The organism is bacterium (assembly GCA_021372775.1).
Lineage (GTDB): Bacteria > Acidobacteriota > Polarisedimenticolia > J045 > J045 > JAJFTU01.
Window position 1 is genome coordinate 1 of the sequence record JAJFTU010000410.1, and the last position, 16,786, is coordinate 16,786.

At 72.8% G+C, this 16,786-nt stretch carries 13 protein-coding genes; 5 read left to right on the plus strand and 8 right to left on the minus strand.

Annotated features, from left to right (window positions below):
* Positions 1–9: 9 nt before the first annotated feature.
* The 8 genes from LLG88_14105 to zapA form a co-directional block, all read right to left on the minus strand.
* Positions 10–876 carry an NAD(+)/NADH kinase gene (locus tag LLG88_14105; GenBank protein MCE5248042.1) on the minus strand — a complete coding sequence of 289 codons (867 nt, stop codon included), beginning with the start codon at positions 874–876 and terminating at the stop codon, positions 10–12.
* Positions 866–1,669 (minus strand): TlyA family RNA methyltransferase, encoded by an 804-nt coding sequence (locus LLG88_14110; GenBank protein ID MCE5248043.1) that lies wholly within the window; start codon positions 1,667–1,669, stop codon positions 866–868. The genes LLG88_14105 and LLG88_14110 overlap by 11 nt, the downstream gene beginning before the upstream one ends.
* Positions 1,666–2,547 carry a polyprenyl synthetase family protein gene (locus LLG88_14115; protein MCE5248044.1) on the minus strand — a complete coding sequence of 294 codons (882 nt, stop codon included), beginning with the start codon at positions 2,545–2,547 and terminating at the stop codon, positions 1,666–1,668. The genes LLG88_14110 and LLG88_14115 overlap by 4 nt, the downstream gene beginning before the upstream one ends.
* Entirely contained in the window at positions 2,544–2,804 is a 261-nt protein-coding gene (gene xseB, locus LLG88_14120) for an exodeoxyribonuclease VII small subunit (GenBank protein MCE5248045.1), read from the minus strand. The genes LLG88_14115 and xseB overlap by 4 nt, the downstream gene beginning before the upstream one ends.
* The gene (gene xseA, locus LLG88_14125) at positions 2,801–4,237 is read right to left on the minus strand and encodes an exodeoxyribonuclease VII large subunit (protein MCE5248046.1); all 1,437 of its coding nucleotides are present in this window, start codon (positions 4,235–4,237) and stop codon (positions 2,801–2,803) included. Before xseA ends, xseB begins: the two co-directional genes overlap by 4 nt.
* Positions 4,234–5,022: a YmdB family metallophosphoesterase gene (locus tag LLG88_14130; GenBank protein MCE5248047.1), complete on the minus strand. Its 789-nt coding sequence runs from the start codon at positions 5,020–5,022 to the stop codon at positions 4,234–4,236. The genes xseA and LLG88_14130 overlap by 4 nt, the downstream gene beginning before the upstream one ends.
* 5 nt (positions 5,023–5,027) lie before the next feature.
* Positions 5,028–6,590: an Rnase Y domain-containing protein gene (locus LLG88_14135; GenBank protein MCE5248048.1), complete on the minus strand. Its 1,563-nt coding sequence runs from the start codon at positions 6,588–6,590 to the stop codon at positions 5,028–5,030.
* A gap of 295 nt (positions 6,591–6,885) precedes the next feature.
* Positions 6,886–7,188 carry a cell division protein ZapA gene (gene zapA / locus LLG88_14140; GenBank protein MCE5248049.1) on the minus strand — a complete coding sequence of 101 codons (303 nt, stop codon included), beginning with the start codon at positions 7,186–7,188 and terminating at the stop codon, positions 6,886–6,888.
* A 139-nt stretch (positions 7,189–7,327) separates the two neighbouring features.
* Here zapA and leuS point away from each other — a divergent pair, with 139 nt between their 5' ends.
* The 5 genes from leuS to dnaE all read left to right on the plus strand — a co-directional run bounded on the left by leuS (position 7,328) and on the right by dnaE (position 16,763).
* Positions 7,328–9,940, plus strand: a complete 2,613-nt coding sequence (gene leuS / locus LLG88_14145) for a leucine--tRNA ligase (GenBank protein MCE5248050.1) — start codon at positions 7,328–7,330, stop codon at positions 9,938–9,940.
* Between the two features lie 3 nt (positions 9,941–9,943).
* Positions 9,944–10,480 (plus strand): CsgG/HfaB family protein, encoded by a 537-nt coding sequence (locus LLG88_14150; protein MCE5248051.1) that lies wholly within the window; start codon positions 9,944–9,946, stop codon positions 10,478–10,480.
* Position 10,481: 1 nt separating this feature from the next.
* Positions 10,482–11,522 (plus strand): DNA polymerase III subunit delta, encoded by a 1,041-nt coding sequence (gene holA / locus LLG88_14155; GenBank protein ID MCE5248052.1) that lies wholly within the window; start codon positions 10,482–10,484, stop codon positions 11,520–11,522.
* 19 nt (positions 11,523–11,541) lie between these two features.
* Positions 11,542–13,086: a glutamine-hydrolyzing GMP synthase gene (gene guaA / locus LLG88_14160; protein ID MCE5248053.1), complete on the plus strand. Its 1,545-nt coding sequence runs from the start codon at positions 11,542–11,544 to the stop codon at positions 13,084–13,086.
* 176 nt (positions 13,087–13,262) lie between these two features.
* Entirely contained in the window at positions 13,263–16,763 is a 3,501-nt protein-coding gene (gene dnaE / locus LLG88_14165) for a DNA polymerase III subunit alpha (protein MCE5248054.1), read from the plus strand.
* The last annotated feature ends 23 nt before the right edge of the window (positions 16,764–16,786 follow it).

Here is a 16,786-nt window from a genome sequence, read left to right on the forward strand (position 1 = left end):
GCGGTTCGGTCAGGGGTGTCCCCAGCCGAGCTTGTTGCGGAGGGTCGAGAAGAAGGTCTGCCCGCCGGGGTGGATCAGCCGCACGCGGTGCGCGGCGAAGGAGAGGAGGATCGTCTCGCCGGGGGCCAAGGGGAAGCTGACCTGCCCGTCGAGCGTGACGACGATGTCGGTCGCCGGCTGCCCTTCGGCGAGGCGGATCGAGACTTTGGCGTTTCCGGGGAGGATCAGCGGCCGCTGGGAGAGGCTGTGCGGGCAGATCGGCGTGGCGACGAGCGCGTCCACGCTCGGGCAGACCAGCGGCCCGCCGGCGGCGAGGTTGTAGGCGGTCGAGCCGGTCGGCGTGGAGACGATCAGGCCGTCGGCGCGGAAGTCGGTGACCCACTCGTCGTCCACGGCGAGCGAGAGGGAGGTCAGCCGGGCCATCGTTTGGTTGCCGAGGACGACGTCGTTGAGCGCCAGCCCGTCCGGGCGGGGCGCCTCGCCGTCCCGCGTCATCTGCAGCGCGCGCCGCTCTTCGATCGTCGCGCGTCCCTCGAGCGCCGCGTCGAGGACCTCGGAAACGTCCTCGCAGCGGGTCTCGGTGAGGAACCCGAGCGAGCCGAGGTTGACGCCGACGATCGGCGTCTCCCGCGCGCCGACGGCGCGCGCCGCGGCGAGCAGCGTGCCGTCGCCGCCGACGGAGACGACGAGGTCGGCCAGCTCGACCGCGCGTTCGCGGGGGAAACTGCGCTCGAGGCCCAGCGCCTCGCGCGCGTTCTCGTCGAACAGCATTTCGACGCCGCGCCGGCGGAGTTCCTCCGCCACGCGCTGCAGCGGCCCGCGCGCCTGCGCGCGGGGCTTGCAGAAGACGGCGACGGCCCGCGGTCTAGTCCCCATCTCGCCCGACCTCCGCGACGATTCTGACGCGCCATTCCGATTCTTCAAGGCGCGGGCCGGGCGCCGCGAGCAGGAAGACCTCGCGGTTCCCCTTCGGCCCGGCGACGGGGGAGGCGGCGGCGTCCTCGATTCCCCAGCCGAGATCGACGAAGGCGCGGGCGATCTTCTCCACCGCGGCGGCGCGGAGCGCCGGGTCGCGGATCACCCCCTCGCCGCGCGAGGCCTCGCGCCGGCCGACCTCGAACTGCGGCTTGACCATCGCCAGGACGCGGCCGTTCGGGGCGAGGGGGACGACGCGCGGCACGATGTGGACCAGCGAGATGAACGAGACGTCGATCGTCGCCAGGTCGTACGGCGGCCGCACGTCCTCGGGGCGCATGTCGCGGGCGTTCAGCTCCTCGACGACGAAGACGCGCGGATCGGCGGCCAGCCGCGGGTCGATCAAGCCCTTGCCGACGTCCACCGCGGTGACGTGGACGGCGCCGCGGCGCAGGAGAACGTCGGTGAAGCCGCCGGTCGAGGCGCCGACGTCGAGGCAGCGCAGGCCCGTGGGATCCAGGCCGAGGCGGTCGAGCGCGCCGTCGAGCTTCAGCCCGCCGCGGGAGGCGAAGAGCCGTTCCCCCGGCGCGAGCTCGACGCGCGCCCCCTCGGGCACCGAGAAGCCGGCCTTGTCGCGGCGGACGCCGTCCACGAGCGCGCGGCCGGCGAGGATCAACGCCTGCGCCTTCTCGCGCGACGGGGCGAGCCCGTCCTCGACCAGCGCGACGTCGAGCCGGCGCTTGGCCTTGCTCACGACGCGCGTCCGGCGGTCCGTTCGACGAGCGCGGTCAGGCGCGCCGCGGCCGGGCCGAGCGCGGCGAGGGCGGCGAGGGAGCGCGAGAGGAGCGCGTCGGCGCGGCGGCGGGCCTCGGCGGCGCCGACCGCGGCCGGCCAGGTCGCCTTGCCCTCTTCCTTGTCCTTGCCCGGCGTCTTGCCGAGCTGTTCCGCGGTCGCCGTCTCGTCGAGCAGGTCGTCCTGGATTTGGAAGGCGAGGCCGACGTCGTCGCCGATCCGCCGCAGCGTCGCGACGAACGACGGCGGGGCGCCGGCGGCGAGGGCGCCGAGCTCGAAGGCGGCGGAGAGGAGCGCGCCGGTCTTCAGCCGGTCGATGTCGGTCACCAACTGCTCGGTCGCCGGCTTCCCCTCGGCGGAGAGGTCGAGCTGCTGCCCGCCGACCATCCCGAGCGCGCCGGCCGCGCCGGCGAGGCAGCGCACCTCGGCGACGACCCGTTCGGCGGGAATCTCGGCGCGGGTCAGCGTCTCGAAGGCCAGCGTCAGCAGCGCGTCGCCGGCGAGGATCGCCGTCGCCTCGTTGAACGCGACGTGCACGGTGGGACGGCCGCGGCGCAGGTCGTCGTCGTCCATCGCCGGCAGGTCGTCGTGGACGAGGCTGTAGGTGTGGACCATCTCCAGCGCGAGCGCCGCGGAGATCGCGTCGTCCCACGCCCCGCCGGCCGCCTCGCAGGAGGCAAGGACGAGCAGCGGCCGCAGCCGCTTGCCGCCGGCCAGCGCGGCGTGGCGCATCGCCTCGGGGAGCGGGGAGAGCGGGCCTCCGGCGGGCGGAAGGGCCGCGGACAGGGCGGCCTCGAAGCGCGTCCGCCAGGCGTCGAGTTCGGCGACTTCCGGCTTCACGGCGTCTCCCGCCGGTCGTCGAACGGGACGACCTTGTCCTCGCCCGCTTCGCCGCGCAGGAGGACCTCGACCTTCGTCTCCGCCTCGGACAGCCGGGCTTCGAGGCGGCGCGAGAGGGCGACCCCTTCCTCGAACAGGGCGAGGCTCTTCTCGAGCGGCAGGTCCCCCTGCTCGAGAACGCGCGCGATCTCTTCGAGGCGCGCCAGCGCCTCTTCGAGCGTCGGCTCGGGGGGCGTCTTCTCTTTCGGTTCGCTCATCGTTCTTCTCCGGGCGCGTCTTCGAGGACGCGCCGCACCTCGGCGATCGCCGCTCCGCGGCCGAAGCGGAGGTGGAGCGGCTCGCCGGGGGCGAGTTCGGCGGCGTCGCGCACGATCGGCCCGTCGGGGCCGCCGCGCTGCGCGAGCGCGTAGCCGCGGGCCAGGACGGCCAGCGGCGAGAGGGCGTCGAGCGCCGCGGCGAGGCGCGCGAGGCGCCGCCGCGCGTCGGCGAAGCGGGCGGCCGCGGCGGCCTCGGCGGTGCGCCGCGACTTCTCCATCCGCGCGCGCAGCCCGCGCAGCGCGCCCAGCCGGGCCTCGGGGGAGAGGCGGCGCGAGCAGGCGGCCAGGCGCGCGGTCAGGACGCGGATCCGGCCGAGGACGGCGCTCTCCATCCGCCGCGGCAGCTCCGCCGAGGCGAAGCGGACGCGCGCCAGCCGGCGGGGGAGGGCGGCGAAGCCGCGCGCCCCCACGGCGGCGAGGAGGCGGCGCCGGCGGTCGTCGAGGACGGCGCGCGTCGCGCGGCCGAGCTCGCGGCGCAGGTCGATCGTCCGCTGCAGCAGGTCCTCGCGCTCCCGCACGACCAGCTCGGCCGCGGCGGAGGGCGTCGGGGCGCGCAGGTCGGCCGCGAGGTCGACGAGCGTGGTGTCGATCTCGTGCCCGACGCCGCTGACCGTCGGCGTGCGGCAGGCGGCGACCGCGCGGACGACCGCCTCGTCGTCGAAGGCGGCGAGGTCCTCGCGCGCGCCGCCGCCGCGGACGATCAGCAGCGCGTCGAGAGCGCGGGCGTCGATCGCGCGCAGCGCGGCGACGATCTCTCCCGGGGCGCCCGGCCCCTGCACGGCGGTCGGCGCGACCATGATCGAGACGCCGGCGAAGCGGCGCCGCAGCACCTTGAGCACGTCGCGCAGCGCGGCGCCGTCGAGCGAGGTGACGACGCCGATCGTCCGCGGGAACCGCGGGATCGGCTTCTTCCGCTCGCCGTCGAACAGCCCTTCGGCGGCGAGGCGGGCGCGCAGCCGCTCCAGCGCGGCCGCCGCGGCGCCGGCCCCCGACTCCTCCATCACGTCCACGATGAGCTGCATCCGCCCCTGCTCGGCGTAGACGCCGGGGCGGCCGAGCGCCAGCACGGCCTGCCCGTCGGCGGGGCGGAAGCGGACGCGCGCGTTCTTGCCGCGCCACATCGCGCAGGAGATCGACGCGCCGTCGGGGTCCTTGAGCGTGAAGTACCAGTGCCCCGAGCCGTGGGCGAGGAAGCGGGACAACTCGCCGGCGACCCAGACCGCGCCGACCCCGTCGCCGAGCGCCGCGTCGCACTGCTGGTTGAGCTGCCGGACGGTCAGCGGCGCTCCCCGCGCTCCGGGGGCGGCCGAGGGTTCTTCGCCGGCGTCGCCGCGGGGATCGTCGAACAGGCCGCGCCCCGCGCCGCGGGTCATTGGCCACCCGCGCCGCGGACGATCCGGACGACGGAACGGCAGCGGCCGGTCGTCTCGTCGATGTCGAACAGGGCGCCGCGGAGGCCGAGCCCGCCGTCGGCCGGCGCGACCTGCAGCGGCCGCGCGGTGGCGAAGCGGCGCACGACGCCGTCGGCCTCGAGGCCGATGACCGACTCGTACGGGCCGGTCATGCCGAGGTCGCTGATGAAGCCGGCGCCGCGCGGCAGGACCCGCGCGTCGGCGGTCTGCACGTGGGTGTGGGTGCCGAAGACCGCGGCGACCCGCCCGTCGAGATGGAGCGCGAGGGCGAGCTTCTCCGAGGTCGCCTCGGCGTGGATGTCGAGCGCGACGACGTCGGCGTGGCCGTTGAGCTCGCGGACGATGTCGTCGGCGACGCGGAACGGATCGTCCACCGGGGCCATGAAGACCCGCCCGACGAGGTTGAAGACGCAGACCCGCGCGCCGCCGCGCGCCTCGCCGAGGAAGACGCCTCGGCCTGGGCAGGGGGCGGGGTAGTTGGCCGGGCGGATCAGCCGCGGCTCGACCTCCAGCAGCTTGTCGTGGTTCTTGCCCGCCCAGACGTGGTTCCCGCTGGTGAGGCAGTCGGCGCCGAGATCGAGCACCGCGCGGGCCCCCGGGGGATCGACCCCCTTGCCGTGGTGCAGGTTCTCGACGTTGACCACGACGAAGTCCGCCGCCGTCTCTTCGCGGACCTCGCGGAGCCACTTTTCAAGCGCGCGGCGCCCCGCCGCGCCGAAGACGTCGCCGATCGCGAGAAGTTTCATCGCCGTCAGACCGCGTAGCTCACCGCGCGCGTCTCGCGGATCACGAGCACGCGGACTTGGCCGGGGAAGTCGATCTTCTGCTCGATTTCGCGCGCGAGGTCGCGCGCGAGGATCATCGTCGCCTCGTCCGGCAGGGCCTCGACGCGCACGTGGACCCGCAGCTCGCGCCCGGCGCGCACCGCGACCGCGCGCTCGACCTCCTCGCGGGCGAGGGCGATCTGCTCGACGTCGCGCAGGCGGTCCATGTGGCGCTGCAGGTTCTCGTCGCGCGCTCCGGGGCGGGCGAGGACGAAGCGCCGGGCCGTCGTCATCACGACGCCGTGCGGCGTGCGCGGGGCGTCGGCCGGCTGGGCGAGCGCGCGGATCGTCGCCACGACCAAGGGGCTTTCGCCGTAGCGCGTGACGAGGTCGGCGCTGGCGATCGGGCTCGGCGCGGCGAGCAGCGTCCTTTCGGCCCGCGCGACCTCGTGCAGCAGGCCGGCGCGGCGCAAGACGTCTCCGCCGATCCGGATCTCGTCGGCGATCGCGCCGCCGAGCAGGGCGACGTCGCGGGAGCGCTGAAACAGGTTCTGTCCGTGGTCGGAGATGAAGGAAAGCCGCCCCACGAGGAGCGCCAGCCGCTCGTGCAGGCCGGTGACGCCGAGCTCGAAGGCCAGCGCCTCGCCCCGCTCGCGGGCCTCCTCGTCCACTTCCTCGCGGGTCCTTTCGACGACCTCCTCGATGCGCGCGGGGTGGATCCGTCCGTCCTCGACCAGCTTGCGCAGGGCCCGCGCGGCGACCGTGCGGCGCAGCGGATCCCAGGACGAAAGCATGATCGTGCGCGGCGTGTCGTCCACCAGCAGGTCCACGCCGGTCGCGTGCTCGAGGGCGCGGATGTTCCGCCCCTCGCGGCCGATGATCCGCCCCTTCATTTCGTCGCTGGGGAGGGTGAGGAGGGTGATCGTCCCTTCGCCGGCCACCGCGCCGCGCAGCGTGGACATCGCGGCGATCACGGCTTGGCGCGCGACGTCCTCGGCCGCGCCGCGGGCGGCGTTCGCCGCCTTCTGGGTCAGCCGGGCGATCTCCCCCTGCAGGCTGGCCTCGACCGCGGCGAGCAGCTTGGCCCGCGCCTCGTCGGTGGTCAGCTTGGCGGTCGCCTCGAGCTGGCGGCGCAGCTCGTCCTCCGACGCGCCGATCCGCCGCTCCCGCTCGTCGATCGCCGCGCTCCGCGCGTCGAGCGCCCCGGCCCGCTCCGCGAGGTCCTCGGCGCGGCTGTCGAGCGCGACGGCCCGCTCTTCGAGCGCCTGGCGCTTTTCGGCGATCTCCGTCTGGCGCTGCGCCTGCTCGCGGGCGGTCTTGTCGAATTCCGCCTTGCGCGCCTCGTGCTCGCGCTGGAGCTGCCGGCGCTCGCGGTCGAGGCGGCGGCCCAGTTCCTCGCGGACGCGCCGCTCCTGGTCTTCCTCGAGCGCGGCGACCCGTTCGATCTGCTCCCGCAGGAGGCGCGAACGGCGCGACAGAGCGGCCGCCAGTCCGATCGACAGGACGAGCAGCGCGGCGGCGGCGATGATGAGCGGCAGGATAGGAGTCATGGTCCCCGGTCGGGTAAAGGACCGGCAAGCGGTTCAAGGCCGCTGGCGCGTGGTCGATGAAGCCTCTGGACCAAGTGGGCGCCCTCCCGCGGGTTTAGGCTGCCGTCCGGTCGTCCCGAAGGACGTGGATCGGTCTGCTCACCGCCCGCGGAGCCCGGGCTCCCGTGAGGGTTGTGTTGGCTCAAGGAACAATGACGCCAACACGGCCTCGAGGCCTGCCGGTCGCGCCTAGTATGATCGTCCGCGGCCGCTCGGGGCAACCGCGGAAGCGCCGCGGCCTCGCGAAAGGGGACGCTCAGAGATCCGCGTCGAGGGCCTTGAGGCGACTTTCCGCGTCGCGGAGGTCGCCCAGCAGCGCCCGGAGCCGCTCGAGGGCCGCGGCGCGCCCGTCCTCCTCGTCGGCGGCGATGTTCAGCGCGGCGAGGACGGCGGTCCGGAAGTCGTCCGGGTTCCCGCTCGGCCCGGCGATCTCGCCCAGCGTGCGGTCCACCTTCGCCGCGAGGGCGGCGAGGACGGCGGGATCTTCGCCGCGGAGCTTGTAGCGGCGCGTCCCCATGACGACTTCGATTTCGCGCTGGGCGGCGGTTTCGTCGGACACGGATCGGCTCTCCGAAAAGGTTCGCGGGGATTATATCCGCGGCCGGGGAGCGCGTCCCCGTGTTGAGCGGCCGCGGCGGGGCGGTTATCGTTACGTGATCCGCGCCGCCCCTTTGCGGCGCGTCGCAAAAGGTCCGCCCATGTCCTACGACCCGCGATCGGTGGAGCGGCGCTGGCAAGAGCGCTGGAGCAAGGAAGAAGTCTTCAAGGCCCGGCGCGACGACCCGCGCCCGAAGTTCTACTGCCTCGAGATGCTGCCGTACCCCTCGGGACGGCTCCACGTCGGCCACGTGCGCAACTACGCGCTCGGCGACGCCGTGGCGTGGCACGAGCGTCTGCGCGGCAAGAACGTCTTCCACCCGATCGGCTGGGACTCGATGGGGCTGCCGGCCGAGAACGCCGCGATCAAGAACGGCGTGGCGCCGGCGAAGTGGACGCTCGCGAACATCGAGCACATGCGGGGGCAGCTGCAGCGGCTCGGGATCAGCTACGACTGGGACACCGAGACCACGACCTGCCTGCCCGAGTACTACAAGTGGAACCAGTGGTTCTTCCTGCGGATGCTCGAGCGGGGGCTGGCCTACCGCGCCAAGCGGACCCTCAACTGGTGCCCGAAGTGCGCCACGGTCCTCGCCGAGGCGCAGGTCACGCCGAGCAACTGCTGCTGGCGGCACGAGGACACGCAGGTCGAGAAGGTCGAGCTCGACCAGTGGTTCGTGCGGATCACGGACTACCGCGACCGGCTGCTGGACAACCTCGACGGCCTGGCCGCCGAATGGCCGGAGCGGGTGATCACCGCGCAGCGGGACTGGATCGGCCGCAGCCACGGCTGCCGCTTCGCCTTCCGCGTGGACGGTTCGGACGACGCGATCGAGGTCTTCTCGACGCGCGTGGACACGGTCTACGGCTGCTCGGCGGTCTTCATCGCCGCCGGCCATCCGCTGACGCTTCCGCTCGCGGCCGGCACGCCGCAGGAAGCGGCCGTGCGGGCGTTCGTCGAGGCCGAGACGAAGGGGCCGTCGCTGCCTCCGGACGAGAAGGAGAAGGTCGGCGTCTTCACCGGGCGGCACGCCGTCAACCCGTTCAACGGGGAGAAGGTCCCGATCTGGACGGCCAACTTCGTGCTCGCCGAGTTCGGCACCGGCGCGGTCTTCGCCCAGCCGGCGCACGACCAGCGCGACTTCGAGTTCGCGGCCAAGTACGGCCTGGCGGTGACGCCGGTCGTCCGCGCCGAGGGCGGGAAGCTGGCCGACGGCGCGACGATGGACCGCGCCTACACCGAGCAGGGGGTCCTCGAGAACTCCGGCCCGTTCAGCGGCCTGACGACCGAGGAAGCCCGGCGGAAGATGTCGGCCTACGCCGAGGAGAAGGGGTTCGGCCGGGCCGAGATCCAGTACCGGCTGCGCGACTGGGGCATCGCCCGGCAGCGCTACTGGGGCACGCCGATCCCGGTCGTCTACTGCGGCCGCTGCGGCATCGTGCCGGTTCCCGACGACCAGCTCCCGGTCGTTCTGCCCGAGGTCCCGGACTGGAAGGGGCAGACCGGCAGCCCGCTGGCGCAGATCAAGGAGTTCGTCGAGACGTCGTGCCCGAAGTGCGGCGGCGCCGCGCGGCGCGAGACCGACACGATGGACACCTTCGTGGACTCGTCGTGGTACTTCCTGCGCTACCTCGACCCGCGCAACGACAAGGCCCCGTTCGATCCGGCCGCCGCGGCCCACTTCATGCCGGCGGACCTCTACATCGGCGGCGCCGAGCACGCGACGGGGCACCTGATCTACTTCCGCTTCTGGACGATGTTCCTCAAGGACCTCGGCCTGCTCCCGACGGAGGAGCCGGCGAAGCGCCTGTTCACGCAGGGAATGGTCCGCGCCTCGTCCTACCGCTGCCCGGTCCACGACTACGTCCGCGTCTCGGAGGTGGACACGACCTCCGGCTCGCCGCGCTGCCCGAAGTGCGGCGCGGCGCTCGACGTCCACCTCGACAAGATGTCGAAGTCGAAGGTCAACGACGCCGACCTCGACCACCTCGTCGAGCGGTACGGCGCCGACGCGGTCCGCCTCGCCGTGCTCTTCGGCGGTCCGCCGGCGCTCGACTTCGAGTGGAAGGACTCGGCGATCGAAGGGCCGCACCGCTTCGTCCAGCGCGTGGCGCGCCTCTTCGAGCGGTTCGCGCCCGCGCTCGGCCGTCTGCCGGAGACGCCGGCCGACCCGGCCGCGGTCGCCGCCGACGCCGACGCGCTGAAGCTGCGCAAGGCGACGCACCACGCGATCGCCCGCGTGACGCGCGACCTCGAGCGGGAGATCCAGCTCAACACGGCGATCGCCGCGCAGATGGAGCTGGTCAACGAGCTGTACCGCCAGACCGAGGGGAAGGACGACGATCCGGACCCGGCGTCGCCGAAGGGCGCCGCCGTGGCCGAGGCGCTCCACGCCCTCGCGCGGCTGCTCGCGCCGTTCGCGCCGCACCTCGCCGAAGAGATGAACGAGAAGCTCGGCTGGCCGACGCTGATCGGGCGGCGGAGGTGGCCGGAGGCCGATCCGGCGCTGCTGGTCGAGGACGAGGTCGTCCTGCCGGTGCAGGTGCTCGGCAAGCTGCGCGGGCAGGTGACCGTTCCGCGCGGCGCGAAGCAGGACGTCGCGCTCGCCGCGGCGCAGGCCGATCCGAACATCGCCCGGCATCTCGAGGGGAAGCAGCTCGTGCGGGTCGTGCTGGTGCCCGACCGGCTGCTCAACCTCGTGGTGAAGGGGTAGCGGATGCGCCGCGCGCTCCGTTTGGCCGCCCTCGCCGTCGCGCTCGGCGCGCTCGCCGGATGCGCCGGCTACCACATCGCCGGCACGGGGGGCGGCGCGTCGTCGGCGATCCCGGCGACGGCGAAGACGATCGCCGTCCCGCCGTTCGGCAACCAGACCGACCGGCCGCGCCTCTCGCAGCGCGTGTCGGAGGCGCTGACCACGGAGATCGTCCAGCGGGCGCGCCTCGCGGCGGTCCCGGACAGCCGCGGGGCGGACGTGATCCTCGAGGGAACGATCGAGACGTTCCGGGCCGACCCGGTCAAGTTCTCGGCGACCGGCCGCACCGACCGCGTCGAAGTGACCGTCACGGCGCGCCTGCGGCTCGTGCAGGCCTCGCCGGAGAAGGTCCTTTGGTCGCAGAACCACTTCGTCTTCCGCGAGCAGTACGACCTGCCGGCGACGGCGACCCAGCAGTACGACCCCGAGATCCTGGCCCTCGAACAGATCGCCGCCGACTTCGCCCGCTCCGCCGTGACCTCGCTGCTGGAGGGGTTCTGAGGTGAAGGGCGCCGGCCTCCCGGATCTCAAAGCGGCGCTCGCCTCGGCGACGTGGCCGGCGGTCGTCGTCGTCTGCGGCGACGACGACGAGGCGAAGGAGCGGGCGCTGCGGATGATCCTCGCCGCCGTGCCGGAGGAGGACCGCGCGACCGGCATCGAGCGGTTCGAGTGCGGCGACGACGACGCGGCGGCGCTCGGACGCGCCCTCGACGCGGCGCGGACCGCGCCGCTGCTCGGCGGCCGGCGCGTCGTGATCGTCGCCGGCGGCGGCTATCTCGGCGCGGGGGGCGACGAGGACGCGCAGCGGCTGCTCGAGCGGTACGTCGAGCACGCCCCGGAGCACGCGCTGCTCGCGCTGGCGACGCAGAAGATGGACGGGCGGCTGGGGATCGCGAAGAAGATCGGCCAGAAGGGGCTGATCCTCGAATGCACGCAGCCGAAGGAACGGGATATGCCGCGCTGGCTCGGCGAGCGCGCGTCGGAGCGGGGGCTGCGGCTCTCGCCCCGCGCCGTGCAGCTGCTCGCCGACGCCTGCGGCGCCGACACCTCGCTCGCCGCCCGCGAGCTGGACAAGCTGGCGCTCCTCGCCGACGGGGCGGGGCGCGGGAAGACCGAGGTCGACGAGTCGCTGGTCGAGCTGGCGCTCGGCCCGACGCGCGTCGCGGGCGCCTTCGCCCTCGAGGACGCGCTGCTCAACGGGCAGGCGGCGGCCGCGCTCGAGGCGCTCGACCGGCATCTCGCCGGCGCGGACGCCGGCGCGCCGCTGGCGCTGCTCGGGCGGATGGCGGCGATCGTGCGGCGGCTGGCCCTCGCGGCCGGCGCCGTGGGACGGGGCGGCGGCGAGAACGACGTGCAGTCGGCGCTCGGCTGCCACCCCTTCATCGCGCAGAAGTACGAACGCGCGGCGCGGCGGATCGGCCCCCGGGCCGACCGGGCGCTCGCGGCGTGCGTCGTGGCCGACGGTATGCTGAAGTCGGGACGCGACCCCCGCGCGGCGCTGACCCGCGTCGTGCTGAGCCTTGCCGCGACCGCGCGGCGCTGAACTGAGTTTTGGAGGACTCGTGGAAGTCAAGGAGACGATCGTCGTCGTCGATTTCGGCAGCCAGGTGACCCAGTTGATCGCGCGGCGCGTGCGCGAGGCCGGGGTGTACGCCGAGATCGTCCCCCCGAACCGCGCCGCGGAGCGAATCAAGGAGCCCGGCGTGCGCGGAATCGTCCTCTCCGGCGGTCCGTCGTCGGTCTACGAGGACGGGGCGCCGACCGTTCCGGACGAGGTCCTCGCCGCGCCGCTGCCGATCCTCGGCATCTGCTACGGCATGCAGCTGCTCGTCTTCCGCACCGGCGGACGGGTCGAGCGGGCGGCGGAGCGCGAGTTCGGCCGCGCGGAACTGGAGCTGTGCGAGAAGTCGAGCCTGCTCGGGGAGTGGCCGTTCCGCAGCGTCGTCTGGATGAGCCACGGCGACAGCATCAAGGAGCTGCCGCCGGGAATGCGCGTCGTCGCGCGCACCGACAGCGCGCCGTACGCCGCGGTCGAGGACGAGGAGAAGCGGCGCTACGGCGTGCAGTTCCATCCCGAAGTCCGGCACACCAAGTGCGGCGCGAAGCTGCTCAAGTCGTTCTGCCGCGACATCTGCGGCTGCTCCGGCGACTGGACGATGGCCGCGTACGAGCGGCGGGCGGTGGAGGAGATACGGGCCGCGGTCGGCGCCGAGGAGCGGGTCATCTGCGCGCTTTCCGGCGGCGTCGATTCCTCGGTGATGGCCCTTCTGGTCCACCGGGCGCTCGGCGACCGGCTGCGCGCCGTGTTCGTGGACAACGGTCTGCTGCGGAAGAACGAGGCGGAGATGGTCGTCTCGACCTTCCAGGACCGCTACCACCTGCCGGTGACGATGATCGACGCCCGCGCCCGGTTCCTGAAGGAGCTCGACGGCGTGGACGATCCGGAGAAGAAGCGGCGGATCATCGGCCGCGTCTTCGTCGAGGTCTTCGAGGAGACGGCGGCGAAGGTCGAAGGGGCCGCCTGGCTGGCGCAAGGGACGATCTACCCCGACCGCATCGAGTCGTCGGCGGTCGCGGGGCCTTCGGCGACGATCAAGACGCACCACAACGTCGGCGGCCTGCCGGAGCGGATGAAGCTCAAGCTGCTCGAGCCGCTGCGCTGGCTGTTCAAGGACGAGGTCCGCGCGCTCGGCGTGCAGCTGGGGCTCGACAAGGCGTTCGTGCAGCGGCACCCGTTCCCCGGGCCGGGGCTGGCGGTGCGGATCATCGGCGCCGTGACCGAGGAGCGGCTGACGAAGCTGCGCGAGGCCGACGCCATCCTGCGCGAGGAGCTGGATCGCTCCGGCTGGATGGCCAAGACGGCGCAGGCGTTCGCGGTGCTGATCCCGGTGAAGACGGTCGGCGTGATGGGCGACGGCCGGACGTACGAGGAAGTCATCGCGCTGCGCTCCGTGGACACCGACGACTTCATGACCGCCGACTGGTCGCGTCTCCCGCACGAGCTGCTGTCGCGGATCGCGGGGCGGATCGTCGGCGAGGTGCGGGGCGTCAACCGCGTCGTCTACGACGTGTCGAGCAAGCCGCCGGCCACGATCGAGTGGGAATGAGCGCGCGGCGCGGCCGCTGATCGGGGCGGCCGCGGCGCGAAACGTGCCGCCGCCGCCGGCAATCGCGCCGCGCGGCGCCGAAGGCGGGCGGCGGCCGCGGCGCGGGTGGTATTCTCGCCTCGTTGCGCGCGCCCGCGGGCGGCGTCCGCCTCCGGCGCGCTTCCGAGGTCCCGCACGTGCCTTCGAACTTCGTCCACCTGCACAACCACACCGAGTATTCGCTGCTCGACGGCGCCCAGCAGATCCCGAAGCTGGTCAAGCGCGCCAAAGAGCTGGAGATGCCGGCGGTCGCGATCACCGACCACGGCAATATGTTCGGCGTCGTCGCCCTCTACAAGGAGGCGATCGCGCAGGGGATCCGCCCGGTCCTCGGCTGCGAGATGTACGTCGCGCCCGGCTCCTGCCGCGACCGCACGCCGCTGCAGGGCGGGAAGGGGAAGCCGTACTACCACCTCGTCCTGCTGGCGGAGAACGACGTCGGGTTCCGCAACCTGATCCACCTCACCAGCGCCGGCTATCTGGAAGGGTTCTACTACCGGCCGCGCGTGGACAAGGAACTGCTGCGCAAGCACCACGAGGGGCTGATCGCGCTGACCGCCTGCATGTCCGGCGAGGTCCCGGTCTGCCTGCTGCACGGCGACATGGACGGCGCGCGCCGCGCGGTGGAGGAGCACCTCGAGATCTTCGGGCCGGAGAACCTCTTCCTCGAGCTGCAGGACCACGGGATCGAGGGGCAGGAGCTGATCAACAAGGGCCTCGCCGCGATCGCGAAGGAGAAGGGGCTGAAGGTCGTCGCCACGAACGACTGCCACTTCCTGCGCGCCGAGGACCACGCCGCCCACGACGTCCTGATCTGCATCGGCACCGGCCGGAAGCGGGACGAACCGGGGCGGATGACCTACTCCAAGGAGCACTACTTCAAGTCCGAAGACGAGATGCTCGAGCGGTTCGGCTGGATCCCCGAGTCGCTGACGAACACCGCCGAGATCGCCGAGCGCTGCTCGGTCAAGATCGACATGGGGCAGCACTTCGTGCCGGCGTTCCCGGTGGGCGAAGGCGAGACGACCGAGAGCTACTTCCGGAAGAAGGTGGCCGAGGGGTTCGCCGAGCGGCGGAAGGAGTGGGTGCGCCTCGCCGCGGAGGGGCTGCTCCGCCATCCGCTCGAGGACTACGACGCGCGGTTGGCGCGCGAGCTCGAGACGGTCGTCCAGATGGGGTTCCCGGGCTACTTCCTGATCGTCTGGGACTTCATCCACGCCTCGCGCGAGCGGGGGATCCCGGTCGGCCCGGGCCGCGGCTCGGCGGCCGGCTCGCTCGTCGCCTTCTGCCTCGGCATCACGGACATCGACCCGCTGCAGTACGACCTGCTGTTCGAGCGCTTCCTGAACCCCGAACGCGTGTCGATGCCCGATATCGACGTCGACTTCTGCTTCCGCCGCCGCGGCGAGGTGATCGAGTACGTCACCGAGAAGTACGGGCGGGAGAACGTCACGCAGATCATCACCTTCGGGACGCTGGCGGCGAAGGCGGCGATCAAGGACACCGCGCGCGTCCTCGACGTGCCGTTCACCGAGGCCGACAAGCTGGCGAAGCTGGTGCCGGACGGCCCGGGGGTGGAGCTCGGCCCGTCGATCGAGGCGGTGCCGAAGCTGAAGGAGATCCGGGAAGGGGGCGGCGTCCTCGGCGAGACGCTGGAGATCGCGCTGAAGCTCGAAGGGCTGGCGCGGAATCCGGGGATCCACGCCGCCGGCGTTGTGATCTCCCCGCGGCCGGTCGTCGAGTTCGCGCCGCTCTACAAGTCGAACAAGGACGACATCGTCACGCAGTGGGCCAAGGACGAGGTGGAGAAGATCGGCCTCCTCAAGATGGACTTCCTCGGCCTGAAGACGCTGACGCTGATCACCGACACGCTCGACAACATCCGCGGCGACGGCCTGGAGCCGCCGGATCTGGCGCGGCTGCCTCTCGACGACGAGAAGACGCTCGAGCTGTTCCGGCGCGGCGACACGGCGGCGGTGTTCCAGTTCGAATCGAGCGGGATGCGCGACATCCTGCGGCGGCTGCACCCCGACAAGTTCGAGGACCTGATCGCCCTCAACGCCCTCTACCGCCCCGGTCCGATCCAGGGCGGGATGATCGACGACTTCATCAAGCGGCGGCACGGGCAGGTGAAGGTGAGCTACCTCCACCCGATGCTCGAGTCGGTGCTGAAGGAGACGTACGGCGTCATCGTCTACCAAGAGCAGGTGATGCAGGTCGCCTCGATCATGGGCGGCTACACGCTCGGCGGCGCCGATCTGCTGCGCCGGGCGATGGCGAAGAAGAAGGTCGAGGAGATGGCCAAGCACTCGGCCATCTTCGTGAAGGGGGCGGAGGAGCGCGGCGTTCCGGCGCAGCAGGCGAAGGAGATCTTCGACCTGATCGAGAAGTTCGCCGGGTACGGCTTCAACAAGTCGCACAGCGCCGCCTACGCCCTGGTCGCGTACCACACCGGCTACCTCAAGGCGCACTTCCCGCTCCACTTCATGGCGGCCGTGCTGACGTCGGAGCAGAGCAGCACCGACAAGCTGGTCGAGTACATCAACGAGGTGAAGGGGAAGGGGATCCAGATCCTCGGCCCGAACGTCCACTCCTCCGGGCGCTGGTTCACGGTCGAGAAGGGAGCGATCCGCTTCGGCCTCGAGGCCGTGAAGGGGCTGGGCGAGGGGCCGGTCGAGAAGATCCTCGAGGCGCGGGGACGCGTCGGGCGGTTCGAGTCGCTCGACCACTTCTGCCGCGAGGTGGACCGGAAGGCGCTCAACCGGAAGGCGATCGAGGCGCTCGTGAAGTCGGGGGCGCTCGACGAGCTCGGCGACCGGGCGGCGCTGATCGCCGGGATCGACGGCGCGCTGGAGCGCGCGGCGCGCGCGGCCGAGGACCGCGACTCGGGACAGGGGTCGCTCTTCGGCGACGACGCGGGGGCGGCCGCGGCGCCGGTGGACCCGCCGCTGCCGGCGGTCCCGCCTTGGAACGACCGCGAGCGGCTGGCGGGCGAGAAGGAGTCGCTCGGGTTCTACCTCGCCGGGCATCCGCTGGAGGCGGTGCAGGACCGGCTCTCCGACGTGACGAGCCACCAACTCGCCGACCTCAAGGGAGCGGAGGAGGTCGCGGTCGGCGGGCTGATCACCAAGCTCAAGAAGAAGCAGACGAAGCCCAAGGAGGGGCGGCCGTCGGAGTGGATGGCGGTCTTCACGCTGGAGGACACGACCGGGCACGCCGAAGTCGTCGTCTTCCCGAAGCTCTACCGCGAGATCGGCGAGCAGCTCGAGGACGACAAGGCGGTCGTGGTCCGCGGCCGGTCGGAGGCGACGGAGGACGGGAAGGAGGCGCGGGTTCTCGCCGAGACCGTCACGCCGCTCGACGCGGCCGAAACGCGCGTCCTGGAGGGGATCACGATCCGGCTGCCCGAGGAGCTCTCGCCGGACGGCGTCGCCCGGCTGCAGGCGCTGCTGGCGGAGTCGCCGGGCCAGACGACGGTCTACTTCGAGCTCGAGCGGGCGGGCGTCTTTAGGGCGTCGCTGCGGGCGTCGGACAGCTGCGGCGTCCGCGCCGAGCGGGCGCTGCTGCGGCGGATCGACGACATGCTCGGCCCCGGTTCGGCGCGGGTCGGCCGGCCGTCGAACGGCAACCACCGCTGAGCGGCGGAGGGCGGCCGGAGATT

What these genes read in the sequence shown, in the direction of transcription:
- LLG88_14105 (MCE5248042.1), bottom strand. Translation starts at nt 876, where the DNA reads ATGGGGACTAGACCGCGGGCCGTCGCCGTCTTCTGCAAGCCCCGCGCG.
- xseB (MCE5248045.1), bottom strand. Translation starts at nt 2,804, where the DNA reads ATGAGCGAACCGAAAGAGAAGACGCCCCCCGAGCCGACGCTCGAAGAG.
- xseA (MCE5248046.1), bottom strand. Translation starts at nt 4,237, where the DNA reads ATGACCCGCGGCGCGGGGCGCGGCCTGTTCGACGATCCCCGCGGCGAC.
- LLG88_14130 (MCE5248047.1), bottom strand. Translation starts at nt 5,022, where the DNA reads ATGAAACTTCTCGCGATCGGCGACGTCTTCGGCGCGGCGGGGCGCCGC.
- LLG88_14135 (MCE5248048.1), bottom strand. Translation starts at nt 6,590, where the DNA reads ATGACTCCTATCCTGCCGCTCATCATCGCCGCCGCCGCGCTGCTCGTC.
- leuS (MCE5248050.1), top strand. Translation starts at nt 7,328, where the DNA reads ATGTCCTACGACCCGCGATCGGTGGAGCGGCGCTGGCAAGAGCGCTGG.
- LLG88_14150 (MCE5248051.1), top strand. Translation starts at nt 9,944, where the DNA reads ATGCGCCGCGCGCTCCGTTTGGCCGCCCTCGCCGTCGCGCTCGGCGCG.